We start from the raw sequence: 14,162 nt of genomic DNA on the forward strand, positions 1-14,162 counted from the left end.
ATCTGTTCATGATCTCTACCTTGCGACGTGGCCTGCTGGTACTGCTTGCAGCATTGCCGATGATGGCCAACGCGGCAGGTTCTGCCCACGATTTGGTGCAGGACACCACCAGCAGAATGCTGGCTGACCTCAAGGCTAACAAAGAACAGTACAAGCAAGACCCTTCCAAGTTCTACAGTGCGCTCGACGCCATCGTTGGCCCTGTGGTCGATGCTGAAGGTATTTCCAAAAGCATCATGACGGTCAAGTATTCGCGCAAGGCTACGCCTGCGCAGATGAAGACGTTCCAGGAGAACTTCAAGAAGGGCCTGTTCCAGTTCTACGGTAACGCCCTGCTGGAGTACAACAACCAGGGCATTATCGTTGACCCGGCCAAGGACGAGACTGGCGACCGTGCCGAAGTCGGGATGAAAGTCTCCGGCAGCAATGGCGCCGTGTACCCAGTGTCCTACACCCTGACGAAGATCGACGGCGAGTGGAAACTGCGCAACGTGATCATCAACGGTATCAACATCGGCAAGCTGTTCCGTGACCAGTTCGCTGACGCGATGCAGCGCAATGGCAACGACCTGGACAAGACCATCAATGGTTGGGCCGGTGAAGTGGCCAAGGCCAAGGAAGAAACCGACAAAGCTGCCGGGAAGCCTGCGCAATGACCGAGTCGGCTGTTCGTATCGGCGACGCCGGCGAGCTGTTCCTCAGCGGCGTGCTGGATTACCGCACCGGGCCTGACCTGCGCAAGCAGGGCCAGGCGCTGATCAAGGCCAGCAAGGCGCCAGAACTGGTGCTCGATTGCTCGGCGGTGACCAAGTCCAGCAGTGTCGGCCTGTCGTTGTTGCTGTGCTTCATGCGTGATGCCGAGGCGGCGAAAAAACCGGTCAGCATCCGTGCGTTGCCGGAAGACATGCGTGAAATTGCCGAAGTTTCCGGTTTGACCGAGCTGCTGGCGCATCCTTAATACACATTATTAGAAAAGCCCCCCGTCAGAGTCCTGCTATGCGGGGTTCGCAGGCGCGGGGCTTTTTTGTATGATGTGCGACCCGTGCGCACTGGGCGCCGATAGAGGTTGAGCATGCAGGCCCTAGAAGTTAAGAGCTTCCTTGAAGGAAAGCTGCCGGAAACGACTGTAGAAGTTGAAGGCGAAGGCTGCAATTTCCAGCTGAACGTGATTAGCGATGAACTGGCGGCATTGAGCCCGGTCAAGCGTCAGCAGCAGATCTATGCCCATTTGAACCCATGGATCACCGATGGCAGCATCCATGCGGTCACTATGAAATTTTTCAGCCGCGCGGCCTGGGCCGAGCGCACCTGAGCCCCCAAGGCGTCGAGATTCTTATGGATAAATTGATTATTACCGGCGGTGCCCGCCTTGATGGCGAGATCCGCATTTCCGGTGCGAAAAACTCCGCCTTGCCGATCCTGGCAGCGACCCTGCTGTGCGATGGCCCGGTGACTGTGGCCAACCTGCCGCACCTGCACGACATCACCACCATGATCGAGCTGTTCGGTCGCATGGGCATTGAGCCGGTGATCGACGAGAAGCTGGCCGTCGAAATCGACCCACGCACCATCAAGACCCTGATCGCCCCGTACGAACTGGTGAAAACCATGCGTGCGTCGATCCTGGTGCTGGGCCCGATGGTTGCCCGTTTCGGCGAAGCCGAAGTGGCCTTGCCTGGCGGTTGCGCCATTGGTTCGCGTCCGGTCGACCTGCACATCCGTGGCCTTGAGGCCATGGGCGCAGTCATCGACGTCGAAGGCGGCTACATCAAGGCCAAGGCGCCAGAAGGCGGCCTGCGGGGCGCGAACTTCTTCTTTGATACCGTCAGTGTGACCGGTACCGAGAACATCATGATGGCTGCTGCCCTGGCCAACGGTCGCAGCGTGCTGCAGAACGCCGCGCGCGAGCCGGAAGTGGTCGACCTGGCCAACTTCCTCAACGCCATGGGCGCGAAGGTTTCCGGCGCTGGTACCGACACCATCACTATTGATGGGGTAGAGCGTCTGCACACCGCCACCTACAAAGTCATGCCTGACCGCATCGAGACCGGCACCTACCTGGTTGCCGCTGCCGTGACCGGTGGCCGTGTGAAGGTCAAGGACACCGATCCGACCATCCTTGAAGCCGTCCTGGAAAAACTCAAGGAAGCCGGCGCAGAGATCACCACTGGCGAAGACTGGATCGAGCTGAACATGCACGGCAAGCGGCCAAAGGCTGTCAACGTACGTACCGCTCCGTACCCGGCGTTCCCGACCGACATGCAAGCGCAGTTCATCTCCTTGAACGCCATTGCCGAAGGCACCGGTGCAGTGATCGAGACCATCTTCGAAAACCGCTTCATGCACGTGTATGAACTGCACCGCATGGGCGCCAAGATCCAGGTCGAAGGCAACACCGCCATCGTCACCGGCATCGACAAGCTCAAGGGCGCGCCAGTCATGGCCACCGACCTGCGTGCTTCCGCCAGCCTGGTAATCTCGGCACTGTGCGCCGAAGGCGACACCCTGATCGACCGCATCTACCACATAGACCGTGGTTACGAGTGCATCGAAGAAAAACTGCAGATGCTCGGCGCAAAAATCCGCCGCGTACCGGGCTAACCCCCACTGCACTGTAGGATGTAGGAGCGAGCTTGCTCGCGAAGAACTCATGGTCACCGCGTGAAGTCTGAATAAACGCGTTATCGTTGACGTTCTTCGCGAGCAAGCTGGCTCCGACAAACACTGGTTTGTTTCAAATCGAGGCTGTCATGGCCTCGATCTGTGTCTGGCGCCGTTTGCGACCGGACAGCAATAGCCTGATGAAGGACTGACATTTCCCATGTTGACCATCGCACTGTCCAAGGGCCGCATCCTTGACGACACGTTGCCGCTTCTGGCTGAAGCGGGCATCGTGCCGACCGAGAATCCGGACAAGAGCCGCAAGCTGATCATCCCCACGACCCAGGACGACGTGCGCCTGTTGATCGTGCGGGCTACCGACGTGCCGACCTACGTTGAACATGGCGCCGCCGACCTGGGTGTCGCCGGCAAGGACGTGCTGATGGAATACGGTGGCCAGGGCCTGTACGAGCCCTTGGACCTTCGCATCGCGCTGTGCAAGCTGATGACCGCCGGCCGTGTCGGTGATGTCGAGCCCAAGGGGCGCCTACGGGTCGCCACCAAGTTCGTCAACGTTGCCAAGCGCTACTACGCCGAACAAGGTCGTCAGGTCGATATCATCAAGCTCTACGGCTCCATGGAGCTGGCACCGCTGATCGGCCTGGCCGACAAGATCATCGACGTGGTCGACACCGGCAACACCCTGCGCGCCAACGGTTTGGAACCCCAGGATTTCATCGCTGACATCAGCTCCCGCCTGATCGTCAACAAGGCATCGATGAAGATGCAGCACGCCCGTATCCAGGCGTTGATCGACACCCTGCGCAAGGCAGTGGAGTCTCGACACCGCGGTTGACTCACCCGCGTAGCTGAAAAGCTGCGCCCGTCTATCCGCCTCATAGCCAGAATTCTCAGGTGCCCAAGCGGAAACGACTGCTAGTTTAGGGCGCCTGAGTTTTTGCCAATTCTATTGAGGCCCTCGCTATGACCACGTCCACTGCAATTGCCCGACTCAACGCTGCCGACCCGGATTTCGCCCATCATCTGGATCATCTGCTGAGCTGGGAAAGCGTGTCTGACGACTCGGTCAACCAGCGGGTGCTCGACATCATCAAGGCCGTGCGTGAGCGCGGTGATGCGGCGCTGGTGGACTTCACCCGCCAGTTCGACGGCTTGGACGTAAAGTCCATGGCCGACCTGATCCTGCCGCGTGAGCGCCTGGAGCTGGCGCTGACGCGCATCACCGCGCCACAGCGCGAAGCCCTGGAAGTGGCTGCGGCGCGGGTACGCAGCTATCACGAAAAACAGAAGCAGGACTCCTGGAGCTACACCGAGGCCGACGGCACGGTGCTGGGCCAGAAGGTCACGCCACTGGACCGCGCCGGCCTGTACGTGCCGGGCGGTAAGGCGTCGTATCCATCGTCGGTGTTGATGAATGCGATCCCGGCCAAAGTCGCCGGCGTGACCGAAGTGGTCATGGTGGTGCCGACCCCGCGTGGCGAAATCAACGAGCTGGTACTGGCTGCCGCCTGCATCGCCGGCGTCGACCGCGTGTTCACCATCGGTGGCGCCCAGGCCGTCGCGGCGCTGGCCTATGGCACCGAAAGCGTGCCGAAGGTCGACAAGGTGGTTGGCCCTGGCAATATCTACGTGGCGACGGCCAAGCGCCATGTATTTGGCCAGGTCGGTATCGACATGATCGCCGGCCCCTCGGAAATCCTCGTGGTGTGTGACGGCCAGACCGACCCGGACTGGATCGCCATGGACCTGTTCTCCCAGGCGGAGCACGATGAAGACGCCCAGGCGATCCTGGTCAGCCCCGATGCCGAGTTCCTCGACAAGGTCGCCGCCAGCATTAATAAGCTGCTGCCGACCATGGAGCGTGCCGAGATCATCGAGAAGTCGATCAACGGCCGTGGGGCGCTGATTCTGGTGCGTGACATGGAGCAGGCCATCGAAGTGGCCAACCGTATCGCACCGGAGCACCTTGAGCTGTCCGTAGCGGACCCACAGGCCTGGTTGCCGTCGATCCGTCACGCCGGGGCGATCTTCATGGGCCGCCACACCAGCGAAGCCCTGGGCGACTACTGCGCCGGCCCCAACCACGTGTTGCCGACCTCCGGCACTGCACGTTTCTCGTCGCCGCTGGGGGTGTACGACTTCCAGAAGCGCTCGTCGATTATCTTCTGCTCGCCACAAGGCGCTTCCGAGCTGGGCAAGACCGCCTCGGTGCTGGCCCGTGGTGAATCCCTCAGCGCGCACGCACGCAGCGCCGAATACCGCATCGTCAAGGGAGAGTAAGGCATGAGCAAATTCTGGAGCCCTTTCGTCAAGGACCTGGTGCCTTACGTACCCGGTGAGCAACCGAAGCTGACCAAGCTGGTCAAGCTCAACACCAATGAAAACCCCTACGGCCCATCGCCCAAGGCGCTGGCGGCAATGCAGGCCGAGTTGAACGACAACTTGCGCCTGTACCCAGACCCCAACAGCGACCTGCTCAAGCAGGCCGTGGCCAGGTATTACGGGATCGACGCCGGCAAGGTGTTCCTGGGCAACGGTTCCGATGAAGTCCTGGCGCACATCTTCCATGGCCTGTTCCAGCACGATCTGCCGCTGCTGTTCCCGGATATCAGCTACAGCTTCTATCCGGTGTACTGCGGCCTGTACGGCATCACGTTCGACGCGGTGGCATTGGACGAGCAGTTCCAGATTCGCGCCGCTGACTATGCCAGGCCCAACGGCGGGATCATCTTCCCCAACCCGAACGCGCCCACCGGCTGCTTACTGGCGCTGGACGCGGTAGAGCAGATCCTCAAGGCCAGCCCGGATTCGGTGGTGGTGGTCGATGAAGCCTATATCGACTTCGGCGGCGAAACTGCCATCAGCCTGGTCGATCGTTACCCGAACCTGCTGGTGACCCAGACCCTGTCCAAATCGCGCTCACTGGCCGGTTTGCGCGTAGGCCTGGCCGTGGGCCACCCAGACCTGATCGAGGCGCTGGAGCGGGTCAAGAACAGCTTCAACTCCTACCCATTGGATCGGTTGGCGATTGTTGGCGCGGCGGCCGCGTTTGACGACCGTGAATACTTCGAGAAGACCACTCAGTGGGTGATCGACAGCCGCAACCAGGTCGTCGCGCAATTAGAGAGCAAGGGGTTTGAGGTGTTGCCGTCGGCGGCGAACTTCATCTTCGCGCGTCACCCGCGGCATGACGCTGCAGGGCTGGCCGCCAAGTTGCGTGAGCAAGGTGTAATTGTGCGGCACTTCAAGCAGGAGCGGATTGCCCAGTTCCTGCGGATCAGTATCGGGACGCCGGAGCAGAACCAGGCGCTGGTCGACGGCCTCGGCGAGCTCTAACTTTTACAGGCTGTAAGGGCCTCATCGCGGGCAAGCCCGGCTCCCACAGGATGCTGCATTTCCCTGTGGGAGCCGGGCTTGCCCGCGATGAGGCCATCAGCTACACCAGAAAACTTAGATCAGCGGCTCATCATCCGGCTTCTTGTTCTTCCAGCCATCATTGCCCGGCAGCAGCAAGTTCAAGCCAATCGCTACCACCGCACACAGGGCAATGCCCTTGAGGCCGAAATCATCCGGGCCGGTGCCGGTACCCACCAGCACACCGCCAATCCCGAACACCAACGTTACCGACACAATCACCAGATTGCGCGCCTCACCCAGGTCGATCTTGTGGCGAATCAGCGTGTTCATCCCCACCGCGGCAATCGAGCCGAATAGCAGGCATAGAATCCCGCCCATCACCGGTACCGGGATGCTCTGCAGCAGTGCGCCGAACTTGCCGATGAACGCCAGGCTGATAGCAAACACTGCCGCCCAGGTCATGATCTTCGGGTTGTAGTTCTTGGTCAGCATCACGGCGCCGGTCACCTCGGCGTAGGTGGTGTTCGGCGGGCCGCCAAACATGCCGGCGGCCGTGGTGGCAATACCGTCACCCAGCAGCGTGCGATGCAGGCCAGGCTTTTTCAGGTAATCGCGGCCGGTCACGCTGCCTACCGCAATCACACCACCGATATGCTCGATCGCCGGGGCCAGGGCCACCGGGACGATAAACAGGATCGCCTGCCAGTTGAACTCCGGCGCGGTGAAGTGGGGCAGGGCGAACCACGGTGCCGCGGCGATTTTCGCCGTGTCGACCACACCAAAGTAGAACGACATGGCAAAGCCCACCAGCACACCGGAGATGATCGGCACCAGGCGGAAAATGCCCTTGCCGAACACGGCCACGATCAAGGTGGTGAGCAGCGCGGGCATCGAGATCAGCATCGCGGTCTGATAATGGATCAACTCGGCACCGTCGCCGGACTTGCCCATGGCCATATTGGCGGCAATCGGCGCCATGGCCAGGCCGATCGAGATGATCACCGGGCCGATGACCACGGGCGGCAGCAGCCGGTCGATAAAACCGGTGCCCTTGACCTTCACGGCCAGGCCCAGGAACGTATAGACGAAACCCGCCGCCATCACCCCGCCCATGGTCGCCGCCAGGCCGAACTGGCCCTTGGCGAGAATGATCGGGGTAATGAACGCGAAGCTCGATGCCAGAAATACCGGCACCTGCCGGCCTGTCACCACCTGGAACAGCAATGTGCCCAGGCCTGCGGTGAACAGCGCGACGTTTGGATCAAGACCTGTGATCAGCGGCATCAACACCAACGCGCCAAATGCTACGAAGAGCATTTGTGCGCCAGACAGGATCTGGCGCCAAAGCGGGTCGTTGAATTCATCCTGCATGCTCACGCGTCCTTCTGCTTGGTGCCGAAGATCTTGTCACCGGCATCGCCAAGGCCCGGGATGATGTAGCCGTGCTCGTTCAGGCGCTCATCGATGGACGCGGTGTAGATCTGTACATCCGGGTGGGCCTTCTCGACGGCGGCGATGCCTTCGGGCGCGGCCACCAGCACCATGGCGCGGATGTCCCGGCAACCGGCTTTTTTCAGCAGGTCGATGGTGGCAACCATGGAACTGCCGGTGGCGAGCATCGGGTCGATGATCATGGCCAGGCGTTCGTTGATTTCCGGGACGAGTTTTTCCAGGTAGGTGTGGGCCTGCAGGGTTTCTTCATTGCGGGCCACGCCCACGGCGCTGACCTTGGCGCCCGGAATCAGGCTGAGCACACCTTCAAGCATGCCGATACCGGCGCGCAGGATAGGGACGACGGTAATTTTCTTACCGGCGATTTTCTCCACCTGTACGGGACCGGCCCAACCGGGGATCTCGTAGGTTTCCAGGGGCAAATCCTTGGTGGCTTCGTAAGTGAGCAACGCTCCGACTTCCTGAGCAAGCTCACGGAAGTTCTTCGTGCTAATGTCGGCACGGCGCATAAGGCCGAGTTTGTGTCGGATCAGCGGGTGGCGGATCTCGCGAGTGGGCATAGGAAAGGCTCCGGCGGCGGGCAAAAAAACCGGCCTAGATTAATCTATCCGAGGGTGTTGTCCTATAGACATCAAGTACGTTAGTCCATAAAGGCTTGATTGGAGCGCACGAGAAGCGTACCTTCGCCCGCTTTTCTTGCCACAGCACCCCCTTGGAGAGCACCATGTCTGCTGATCTCGAGCATATCCGTCAAATCATGCACGAGGCTGACTGCCTGTACACCGAAGCGCAAGTCGAAGCAGCGATCGCCAAGGTCGGCGCGCACATCACCCGCGAAATGGCCGACACCAACCCGGTGGTCTTCTGCGTGATGAACGGTGGCCTGATCTTCGCCGGCAAATTGCTCACTCACCTGCAGTTCCCGTTGGAAGCCTCTTACCTGCACGCCACCCGCTATCGCAATGAAACCAGCGGCGGTGACTTGTTCTGGAAGGCCAAACCGGAAGTGTCGTTCATCGACCGCGATGTGCTGATCATCGATGACATTCTCGATGAAGGTCACACCCTGGGTGCGATCATCGACTTCTGCAAACATGCCGGCGCACGCAAAGTGCACACCGCCGTGCTGATCGACAAAGACCACGACCGCAAGGCGCGCCCAGAGCTGAAAGCCGACTTTGTCGGGCTGCCGTGCGTCGACCGTTATATCTTCGGCTATGGCATGGACTACAAAGGCTACTGGCGTAACGCCAATGGCATCTACGCCGTTAAAGGAATGTAATTGATGGCCCGCTTTCTTGATCAGACGCTGTTTGCCGAGTTGGCCGAGAAAGCGGCCGCCAATCCCCGTGGCCGTCAAAACGTTAACTTCCATGAGATGCAAGAGCCTTGTCATCGCATGGCGGTCGGCTTGCAGCCCAGCACCTATGTGCAGCCGCACCGTCACCTGAGCGCCGATAAGGCGGAGACCTTGCTGGTGCTCAAAGGGCGCCTGGGTATCCTGATTTTCAGCGAGACAGGTGAGGTATTGAGCACGCGTGTATTGGAAGCGGGCGGGGAATGCCAGGGCGTCGACCTGTCGCCCGGCGTGTTCCATGGCCTGGTAGTGCTTGAGCCGGACAGCATCATGTTTGAATGCAAGGCTGGCCCTTACCGCGCTGTCGGTGAAGGTGAGCTGGCCGACTGGGCACCACGCGAAGGCGCAGAAGGTATGGTCGAGTACCATCGCTGGATGCTTGCCCAGTTCGACTGAAATCCAAATGTGCCCGTCTGTAGGAGCGAGCTTGCTCGCGAAAAAAACGTCAACGCTACCGCGTGCTTTCTGAATAAACGCGGCGCCTTTGAGCTTTTCGCGAGCAAGCTCGCTCCTACAGGTATTAGGGCAAGCCCCCTCCCACATCCGGCGTCGCGCAGGTAGACTTCAAACCCCGTGTAAATGTCTGCAGGCTGGAGTCGGTAATGCGTAAAGATAAGAAACAGGTGATTGGCGACGAAATCGGTGACGACCAGATCAAGTTGTTCCTGGACTTCGAGCCGGTTGATGCGACGTCGCCGTCCCTGCACAAACTGATCAAGGCTTATCGCGGCCTGCGTATCGACGACTTCGAGCGTTTCCTGGGCTTTTTCAAAGCAGCAGGCCTGGACCTGGATGGCCAGGACGAGCATGGCCAGACCTTCGTCGACCTGATCAAGGACCAGCGCAACGCCGCCGAATACATCGAGCTGATCGACAACGCCCGCGGCTGATTATCCGAGCCACAAAAAACGCCCCGGCCTCATAAGAGTCCGGGGCGTTTTGCTTTTACCTGTAGGAGCGAGCTTGCTCGCGAAGAACCTGAGAGCGCTGCGTTAATCCACTTGCGCTGCGTTATCGTTGACGTTTTTCGCGAGCGAGCTCGCGCCTACAGGGTCCACCAGCTCAAGGCTGATGTTGTTCTGCGTGTTGATCTTGCGATACAGCTCGGCGTCCGTCTCCAGCACTTTCTCGCGCGCCGGGAAGATCTCATGCAGCTTGGTGGCCCATTCACCGGCAGCTTTCTGCGGGAAGCAACGCTCGATCAACTCCAGCATGATCGAGACGGTCACCGAGGCGCCTGGGGAGGCACCCAACAGCGCCGCAAGCGAACCGTCCTTGGCTGCGACCAACTCGGTGCCGAATTGCAGCACGCCGCCTTTCTTAGGGTCTTTCTTGATGATCTGCACGCGCTGGCCGGCCACTTCCAGGCGCCAGTCTTCGGCTTTCGCCTCGGGGTAGAAGCGGCGCAGGGATTCCAGGCGCTGTTCCATGGACTGGCGCACTTCGCTGACCAGGTACTTGGTCAGGTCCATGTTGTCGCGGGCCACGGCCAGCATCGGGCCGATGTTGCCGGCGCGAATCGACATCGGCAGGTCAAGGAACGAGCCGTGCTTGAGGAACTTGGTGGTGAAGCCGGCGTATGGCCCGAACAGCAGGGATTTCTTGCCATCCACCACGCGGGTGTCCAGGTGCGGCACGGACATCGGTGGCGAGCCCACGGCAGCCTGGCTGTAGACCTTGGCCTGGTGCTGCTTGACCACTTCCGGGTTGTCGCAACGCAGCCACTGGCCGCTCACCGGGAAGCCGCCGAAGCCTTTGCTTTCTTCGATGCCCGAGGCCTGCAGCAACGGCAGCGCCGCGCCGCCAGCGCCGAGGAATACGAACTTGGCGTCGACGTCACGGCTGTTGCCGCTGTTGACGTCTTTGATGCTCACGGTCCAGCCCGCGCCGTTGCGCTTGAGGCCGGTCACGCGCTTGCAGTACTTGACCTGGGCGTCTGGCGAACTGGTCAGGTGGCCGAGCAGTTGGTTGGTCAGGGCGCCGAAGTTGACGTCGGTGCCGTTCATCACGCGGGTGGCGGCGATTTTTTCGTCGAGCGGGCGGCCCGGCATCATCAACGGCATCCACTCGGCCATTTCACTGCGGTCTTCGGTGTAGTGCATGTCCGAAAACGCGTGGTGCTGGCTGAGGGTCTCAAAGCGCTTCTTGAGGAAGGACACGCCTTTGTCGCCCTGTACGAAGCTCAGGTGCGGCACCGGGCTGATGAACGACTTGGACGAGCCAAAGGTGCCCTTCTTGGTCAGGTAAGCCCAGAACTGTTTCGACACCTCGAACTGGGTGTTGATGTGCACGGCTTTCTTGATGTCGATGGAACCATCGGCGGCCTGCGGCGTGTAGTTCAGCTCACACAGCCCCGCGTGGCCGGTACCGGCGTTGTTCCACGGGTTGGAACTCTCCGCGGCACCCGAATCCATCAGCTCAACGACTTCCAGCGTGAGGCCGGGGTCGAGCTCTTTGAGCAGTACGGCCAGGGTAGCACTCATGATGCCGGCCCCTACCAGTACTACGTCGACTGCTTCGTTATGCGCCATTTAACGCGTCTCCAAAATCTGCAGCACCAAATTGTCGGCATGGCTGCCAGGAGTGACGGGGCGGTTCACGTGTTGCCCCAGGTTACCCATGGCCAGGATCGCCATGTCCGATTCGCAATTCTTTGCAACTTCAGCACACGCTTCCTGCCGGGCTAATCTGCCTATGAACGCATTCATGGGCGCCTGTGGCAATTCGACTTATGGTCAAAGCGTGCGATTCGTGCAACCAATCCGTAGCGGACAGGCTCAAGCTCCGGTTTTTGAGGCGTGCTCGGTCCTGTGTAATTGGGCTGTTCCAGACGCTGATGGTGCTTGTACAAACGCCAAACTATTCATTTGCTCGCCACACTCTTGTGAAGTTGTGAAAACCCGTTTTTTCACGCTCTTTTGAAGACGTGAACCTCAAAAAAGGGCTGCCCCAGCCTGGCACCTGGCCCGCAAACCTCTGCCGACACGCGGCAAAACGGGCAAACAACTCAAGTGGCCGAGCGCAATGGCAGCTCTGGCAGATTCGATAAAAGACGGGGTGGTTTGCAAAGGAAACAGCAAGCACGCCAGCTTCACTCGATCTGTGTGGGCGGCTCTCTGTGGGCGATTTTGGGGGCTAATGCCTGGGCATTAACGATGCTGCGAGGCCCGATCAGGAGACGTCCTTATAATCGGGGGGAGATTGTAGCGAAGAACGCCAGGGAAATGGGCGTGTTTTATGACTTTTATTAGGGCGCCGGTCAGGAGGCCAACGCTTGCCGGTGCCGTGGGCGAAAAACCTGCGGGCTGACCCGGGCGCTGGCGGGCAGTGGGCGGTGCATCCAGCCCAGGTGCGTCTCGGTCACTTCCACCCAGCCTTCACCGACGGGCGGCAGGCTGCACTGCTTGAAGGCCAGGCAATGACCGTGGGCATCGAGCAGGGCAAAGTGGCGATGACGGGCGTGCGACATGAACAGGGTCTTGAGAAGGCGCATGGCTGTGTACCTGGTGTGTTACATGCTTGAAGATTGCCAGTGTGGCATGACACTGGGGTGACGAATTTATGCGAATTTGTAATTTGCACAGCGGCTTCAGCCGCCGTTCAGGATCGCTGGTGAGTGGCGCGCGTGCACCGTTATACTGGCGACCTGTCTGCACCTAGTCCTGGAGAAATGCGATGTTGCAACGCCTGTTGTTCGGTTTGATCACTGTGACCAGTTTGACCCTTGTCGGCTGCGCCAACAGCCCGCAACAACTCAGCCCGCAACCTAAAGTCACTGCGCCGTTGGCTGCGGTAGGCCATGGCCAGCCGGTGTCGGTGCGCGTGGTCGACGGTCGTCCGTCGCCAACCCTGGGCTCGCGTGGCGGCCTGTATCCTGAGACCGCACTGATTTCGGTGACCGGCCAGGATGTGCTGCCCAAGTTGCAGGCCCAGGCTGAAGCCGCCGTGCGCTTGTTGGGCTTTACGCCGACCAACTCGCCAGGCGTGCCGCAACTGACCGTGACTCTGGCCGAGCTGAAATACCAGTCGCCCAAAGACGGCCTGTATGTGACCGAGGCTTCCATCGGCGCCACCTTCAAGTCCGACGTCAGCGCCGGTACCCGCCGCTACAGTGGCCGCTACGCCGCCTCGCTCAACCAGCGTTTCGGCATGTCGCCCAACCAGGAAACCAACACCAAGCTGGTCAGCGACGTGCTCAGCGATGCCTTGACCCGTCTGTTCAAGGACCCAAGCATCGGTCAACTGCTCAGCGCGCAATAAGCCGCACACAAAAAACCGGGCTCATCGCTGAGCCCGGTTTTTTTGTGCCTGGCGTTTGGTCATGCCGCCGTATCGACATAAAAGTCCAGCATGCTCACACCGGTGAGCAAATCCAGCTCCGGCAGGTCGGCATGCTGGTGCCCGCCGAGGGCGCAATACACCAGCCAATGGCGGTCCTGAACGTTGAACGCGAGGCTGCCGATCAGCGCCTCCTGTTCCTCGCTCTGGGCGATCAGGTACAGCCGATCCTGGTTTTGCGCATGCAACATGACAAGCTCCTCAAGCGTCGAAGGGCAACAGAGTGGCTTGTTAAGGTGACGTTCAGGTGACGGCGTAAATTACTGGATACATTAGCCGTCCATGGGGAAGGAGCATTAAAGGCGCAGGAGGCGACTGTCGTTCAGGTGTGTATCTGGACTGATACCCGAACACTGGTTCACCGAGGTTTGCGATGGCGCTGCCCGCACTGCTCATTAATATTGTTGCCCTGTTGGTTGCCTGCTCGGGCGCCTGGGTGCTGTTCATCACCCGCCTGCATGCCCAGCGTGCGATGGCCGACCTGGCCCTGCGCAGCGAAGAGCGCGCTATCGACCAGCCGATGTTGTTTCTGGATACGCGCACCGAACGGGCGCATCGTCTGGCGTACCGCGTCGGGTTCGCCTGCCTTGGCCTGGCCCTGGCCATCTCCTGGCTCAGCACCCACCTCTAATGCCACTGCAAAACCCAATGTGGGAGCGGGCTTGCCCGCGAAGGCGGTGTGTCAGCTAGTGAATCTTTAACTGAGCCACCGCTATCGCAGCATAGTATCTACACAACGTTGTAGGCTGTCGCAGCAAACGGTAACCACGATGCGAAGCGAGCCGCTCTTGATCTTGATCTGCTTTTGACCTCAGGCGCCCCGTTAAACCACGCTGGCCGGAATTCGACAGTGATTTGGGGGGTAAACCGGCAGGGATGCCGGTTTAGCCGCCCCGCGCCATGGATGGCGCGTGGCGGCGGCCCCCCAAATCACTGGCGGATTACGGGCACACCGAGCCTAAGCGAGGTGCCGAGTGGTGGGGCAAGAGCCCTTTTGGTTACTTTTGGGGCTCTTTTCCAAAAGTGACCCGCTGTC

The 14,162-nt window shown here is 60.3% G+C and carries 17 protein-coding genes; 12 read left to right on the plus strand and 5 right to left on the minus strand.

What is annotated here, in order from left to right; translation table 11 throughout:
- The first annotated feature begins 8 nt into the window (after positions 1 to 8).
- From N2A98_RS04705 to hisC, 7 genes are all read left to right on the plus strand, one after another.
- Complete coding sequence (locus N2A98_RS04705) at positions 9 to 656, plus strand: ABC transporter substrate-binding protein (RefSeq protein WP_044271644.1); 648 nt, start codon at positions 9 to 11, stop codon at positions 654 to 656.
- Positions 653 to 958, plus strand: a complete 306-nt coding sequence (locus tag N2A98_RS04710) for an STAS domain-containing protein (RefSeq protein WP_003188596.1) — start codon at positions 653 to 655, stop codon at positions 956 to 958. Before N2A98_RS04705 ends, N2A98_RS04710 begins: the two co-directional genes overlap by 4 nt.
- A 114-nt stretch (positions 959 to 1,072) precedes the next feature.
- Positions 1,073 to 1,312 (plus strand): BolA family protein, encoded by a 240-nt coding sequence (locus N2A98_RS04715; RefSeq protein WP_003188597.1) that lies wholly within the window; start codon positions 1,073 to 1,075, stop codon positions 1,310 to 1,312.
- Positions 1,313 to 1,335: 23 nt separating this feature from the next.
- Complete coding sequence (murA, locus tag N2A98_RS04720; protein ID WP_003188598.1) at positions 1,336 to 2,601, plus strand: UDP-N-acetylglucosamine 1-carboxyvinyltransferase; 1,266 nt, start codon at positions 1,336 to 1,338, stop codon at positions 2,599 to 2,601.
- A 220-nt stretch (positions 2,602 to 2,821) separates the two neighbouring features.
- Positions 2,822 to 3,457, plus strand: coding sequence for an ATP phosphoribosyltransferase (hisG, locus tag N2A98_RS04725; RefSeq protein WP_003188599.1), 636 nt, complete (start codon positions 2,822 to 2,824; stop codon positions 3,455 to 3,457).
- A gap of 128 nt (positions 3,458 to 3,585) precedes the next feature.
- Positions 3,586 to 4,902: a histidinol dehydrogenase gene (hisD, locus tag N2A98_RS04730; protein WP_003188601.1), complete on the plus strand. Its 1,317-nt coding sequence runs from the start codon at positions 3,586 to 3,588 to the stop codon at positions 4,900 to 4,902.
- Between the two features lie 3 nt (positions 4,903 to 4,905).
- Positions 4,906 to 5,958 carry a histidinol-phosphate transaminase gene (gene hisC, locus N2A98_RS04735; RefSeq protein WP_275623083.1) on the plus strand — a complete coding sequence of 351 codons (1,053 nt, stop codon included), beginning with the start codon at positions 4,906 to 4,908 and terminating at the stop codon, positions 5,956 to 5,958.
- A gap of 114 nt (positions 5,959 to 6,072) precedes the next feature.
- On the opposite strand, the gene N2A98_RS04740 is transcribed toward hisC, so the two are convergent.
- Complete coding sequence (locus tag N2A98_RS04740; protein ID WP_032893544.1) at positions 6,073 to 7,350, minus strand: uracil-xanthine permease family protein; 1,278 nt, start codon at positions 7,348 to 7,350, stop codon at positions 6,073 to 6,075.
- Between the two features lie 2 nt (positions 7,351 to 7,352).
- Positions 7,353 to 7,991, minus strand: coding sequence for a uracil phosphoribosyltransferase (gene upp, locus N2A98_RS04745; protein ID WP_003188608.1), 639 nt, complete (start codon positions 7,989 to 7,991; stop codon positions 7,353 to 7,355).
- Between the two features lie 164 nt (positions 7,992 to 8,155).
- Here upp and N2A98_RS04750 point away from each other — a divergent pair, with 164 nt between their 5' ends.
- From N2A98_RS04750 to N2A98_RS04760, 3 genes are all read left to right on the plus strand, one after another.
- A complete protein-coding gene (locus tag N2A98_RS04750; RefSeq protein WP_003188610.1) occupies positions 8,156 to 8,713 on the plus strand; it encodes a hypoxanthine-guanine phosphoribosyltransferase in 558 nt (185 codons plus the stop codon).
- A gap of 3 nt (positions 8,714 to 8,716) precedes the next feature.
- The gene (locus N2A98_RS04755) at positions 8,717 to 9,184 is read left to right on the plus strand and encodes a WbuC family cupin fold metalloprotein (protein WP_044271656.1); all 468 of its coding nucleotides are present in this window, start codon (positions 8,717 to 8,719) and stop codon (positions 9,182 to 9,184) included.
- A 206-nt stretch (positions 9,185 to 9,390) separates the two neighbouring features.
- A complete protein-coding gene (locus tag N2A98_RS04760; RefSeq protein ID WP_186607350.1) occupies positions 9,391 to 9,678 on the plus strand; it encodes a PA4642 family protein in 288 nt (95 codons plus the stop codon).
- Between the two features lie 102 nt (positions 9,679 to 9,780).
- Here the strand turns inward: N2A98_RS04760 and mqo are convergent, their stop codons facing one another.
- Positions 9,781 to 11,319 carry a malate dehydrogenase (quinone) gene (mqo, locus tag N2A98_RS04765; protein ID WP_034134879.1) on the minus strand — a complete coding sequence of 513 codons (1,539 nt, stop codon included), beginning with the start codon at positions 11,317 to 11,319 and terminating at the stop codon, positions 9,781 to 9,783.
- A 728-nt stretch (positions 11,320 to 12,047) separates the two neighbouring features.
- Positions 12,048 to 12,281 carry a hypothetical protein gene (locus N2A98_RS04770; RefSeq protein WP_003188617.1) on the minus strand — a complete coding sequence of 78 codons (234 nt, stop codon included), beginning with the start codon at positions 12,279 to 12,281 and terminating at the stop codon, positions 12,048 to 12,050.
- Between the two features lie 182 nt (positions 12,282 to 12,463).
- Between N2A98_RS04770 and N2A98_RS04775 the strand changes: the two genes are divergently transcribed.
- A complete protein-coding gene (locus N2A98_RS04775; RefSeq protein WP_014716946.1) occupies positions 12,464 to 13,048 on the plus strand; it encodes a YajG family lipoprotein in 585 nt (194 codons plus the stop codon).
- Positions 13,049 to 13,107: 59 nt separating this feature from the next.
- Here N2A98_RS04775 and N2A98_RS04780 read toward each other — a convergent pair whose 3' ends face one another.
- Positions 13,108 to 13,317: a hypothetical protein gene (locus N2A98_RS04780; protein WP_003188620.1), complete on the minus strand. Its 210-nt coding sequence runs from the start codon at positions 13,315 to 13,317 to the stop codon at positions 13,108 to 13,110.
- 182 nt (positions 13,318 to 13,499) lie between these two features.
- On the opposite strand from N2A98_RS04780, the gene N2A98_RS04785 reads away from it, so the two are divergent.
- Positions 13,500 to 13,757: a hypothetical protein gene (locus N2A98_RS04785; protein WP_044271660.1), complete on the plus strand. Its 258-nt coding sequence runs from the start codon at positions 13,500 to 13,502 to the stop codon at positions 13,755 to 13,757.
- Positions 13,758 to 14,162 lie beyond the last annotated feature (405 nt).

This window comes from Pseudomonas sp. FJ2-5-13, from assembly GCF_029201605.1.
Taxonomy (GTDB): Bacteria; Pseudomonadota; Gammaproteobacteria; order Pseudomonadales; family Pseudomonadaceae; genus Aquipseudomonas; species Aquipseudomonas lactis.

Coding starts and splice junctions, on each gene's coding strand:
- N2A98_RS04705 (WP_044271644.1), top strand. CDS start 9: ATGATCTCTACCTTGCGACGTGGCCTGCTGGTACTGCTTGCAGCATTG.
- N2A98_RS04710 (WP_003188596.1), top strand. CDS start 653: ATGACCGAGTCGGCTGTTCGTATCGGCGACGCCGGCGAGCTGTTCCTC.
- N2A98_RS04715 (WP_003188597.1), top strand. CDS start 1,073: ATGCAGGCCCTAGAAGTTAAGAGCTTCCTTGAAGGAAAGCTGCCGGAA.
- murA (WP_003188598.1), top strand. CDS start 1,336: ATGGATAAATTGATTATTACCGGCGGTGCCCGCCTTGATGGCGAGATC.
- hisG (WP_003188599.1), top strand. CDS start 2,822: ATGTTGACCATCGCACTGTCCAAGGGCCGCATCCTTGACGACACGTTG.
- hisD (WP_003188601.1), top strand. CDS start 3,586: ATGACCACGTCCACTGCAATTGCCCGACTCAACGCTGCCGACCCGGAT.
- hisC (WP_275623083.1), top strand. CDS start 4,906: ATGAGCAAATTCTGGAGCCCTTTCGTCAAGGACCTGGTGCCTTACGTA.
- N2A98_RS04740 (WP_032893544.1), bottom strand. CDS start 7,350: ATGCAGGATGAATTCAACGACCCGCTTTGGCGCCAGATCCTGTCTGGC.
- upp (WP_003188608.1), bottom strand. CDS start 7,991: ATGCCCACTCGCGAGATCCGCCACCCGCTGATCCGACACAAACTCGGC.
- N2A98_RS04750 (WP_003188610.1), top strand. CDS start 8,156: ATGTCTGCTGATCTCGAGCATATCCGTCAAATCATGCACGAGGCTGAC.
- N2A98_RS04755 (WP_044271656.1), top strand. CDS start 8,717: ATGGCCCGCTTTCTTGATCAGACGCTGTTTGCCGAGTTGGCCGAGAAA.
- N2A98_RS04760 (WP_186607350.1), top strand. CDS start 9,391: ATGCGTAAAGATAAGAAACAGGTGATTGGCGACGAAATCGGTGACGAC.
- mqo (WP_034134879.1), bottom strand. CDS start 11,319: ATGGCGCATAACGAAGCAGTCGACGTAGTACTGGTAGGGGCCGGCATC.
- N2A98_RS04770 (WP_003188617.1), bottom strand. CDS start 12,281: ATGCGCCTTCTCAAGACCCTGTTCATGTCGCACGCCCGTCATCGCCAC.
- N2A98_RS04775 (WP_014716946.1), top strand. CDS start 12,464: ATGTTGCAACGCCTGTTGTTCGGTTTGATCACTGTGACCAGTTTGACC.
- N2A98_RS04780 (WP_003188620.1), bottom strand. CDS start 13,317: ATGTTGCATGCGCAAAACCAGGATCGGCTGTACCTGATCGCCCAGAGC.
- N2A98_RS04785 (WP_044271660.1), top strand. CDS start 13,500: ATGGCGCTGCCCGCACTGCTCATTAATATTGTTGCCCTGTTGGTTGCC.